Genomic DNA, 1,641 nt, shown 5'->3' with positions numbered 1-1,641 from the left:
GTAATGGAGAAGAGCGGACAGCTTAGATGCGCCTCGATCAACGGAGACACAGCCCTTTTGGTGGCGGAATTGGCTGCCTGGGATGCGTCGCCGCTAAGTGAGCAAGCGAGGGGTGACCACCGCGGAACGGCCATCATCCTGCTCGCGAGGCTTCGTGGCTCGGGTCACTTCGCCCCGTTCCCAGCCGGCTGAGCGCTGCTTCTTAGGGGAGGGCACATTCGCGTCGGTACGGCAGCTCTCGGCCAAACAAAAAGGCCCGCGACGACGTCGCGGGCCTTTCCGTTCTGATCGGCAGGGGTTCGATCAGAAATTGCGCTGGAAACGGACGATGCCGCCAACGCTATCCTTCTTGTCGGCCTTGGTGAAGTTGCCGAACGGAGTGCCATCGTCGAAGTGACCGAAATGGTCCCAGTCGACTTCGGTCGTGATCGTGAAGCCCGAAACGATGGTGTAGGCGACGTTCGCAGCCAGAGCGATGTTCTTGTCGTCATCAGCCGAAGCCTGGACGTTGAACGCTGTCTTGGCATTGAACTTGTAGGTGCCACCGCCCCAGACAGCCCAGTTGCCACCCCATGGCTTGTACTGGCTACGGCCATGAGCGTTGACGGCGTTGGTGGGGTCGGTGAGGTTGTTGTCGGTGCCGTAGCCGCCCATGACGAACAGCGACAGTTCCTTGGTGACGTTGACGTCCAAACGAACCTTGCCGGCCGCTTCCTCGTAGTTGCTGTCATAGGCGACAACGCCGGTGATCGCACCCCAGTCGGCCTTGTACTTCAAGCCGCCGACGACATGTGGAACATAGCTGTCGATCGTGTTGGCGCCGGAGCCTTCTTCCAGCGAGACAACGCCCGAGAAGCCGCTGCCAGCGTCGAAGTAGTAGCTGACGACGTTGGTGTCCTTGATCCCGTACGGGATGATCGTATCCTGGATGACATTGCCGGCATAGCCGATGAACGCGTCGTAGGGCGTCTCATCCTTACCGACGCGCAGGCCGCCGAGCTGGATCCACGCGAAATGCAGGTCGACCGGCTTGTTGGCGGCGGGATTGCTGTCGACGTTACCGCGCCCATCAGTGACAAGGTTTTTGTCACCGAAATTAAAGCGCGTTTCGGTGTAGGTCTTCAACGTGCCGAGCTCGGTTTCCTGGCCGGTCCAGGTCTTCAGCGTGAAGCGGGTGTTCTTAAACCAGGTGCTGTTCTCGCTGCCGTTTTGTACGTCGGTGGTCTTAGCGCCATCGAACGTGCCGATGTCGCCCACGCCGGCGTCATAGCGGATATAGCCGCCGATGCGCAGGCAGGTCTCGGTGCCGGGAATGTAGAAGTAACCTGCGCCATAGACGTCGCAGATCTTGACGTATTCGGCCGGTTCCGGCTCGGCGACGACGACCGCATCGGCGGCGCGGGCGCCGGAAACTGCGATCAGGGTCGCAGCGGAGCCGAGAAGAAGGCTCTTGATGTTCATTTTCTTGAATCTCCAGTCAAAGGTTCAAAACAGGCTTCGGCAGGTCTCTTGGGCTTTCCTGCCGCCCCCGTCCTCATCGTTGAAAAAGTCGCGCACCGGCGCGGCTTCTTCGCGCTCGACATGGCCGACTTCGCTGCAGTGCACAAACGGAGATTGAAACTGGAAAGCGGCTCTTTGGCT

The 1,641-nt window shown here is 60.0% G+C and carries 1 protein-coding gene and 1 pseudogene; one reads left to right on the top strand and one right to left on the bottom strand.

From position 1 onward, the window contains the following. A pseudogene (locus ACFFNA_RS36135) lies at positions 1-192 on the top strand (hypothetical protein); the annotation flags it as partial. A 111-nt stretch (positions 193-303) separates the two neighbouring features. Here the strand turns inward: ACFFNA_RS36135 and ACFFNA_RS36130 are convergent. Continuing rightward, positions 304-1,461, bottom strand: coding sequence for a porin (locus tag ACFFNA_RS36130; RefSeq protein ID WP_378924753.1), 1,158 nt, complete (start codon positions 1,459-1,461; stop codon positions 304-306). Positions 1,462-1,641 lie beyond the last annotated feature (180 nt).

This window comes from Mesorhizobium kowhaii (genome assembly GCF_042431665.1).
In the GTDB taxonomy this organism is placed as follows: Bacteria; Pseudomonadota; Alphaproteobacteria; order Rhizobiales; family Rhizobiaceae; genus Mesorhizobium; species Mesorhizobium kowhaii.
This window is presented reverse-complemented; position numbering and strand designations above follow the sequence as displayed.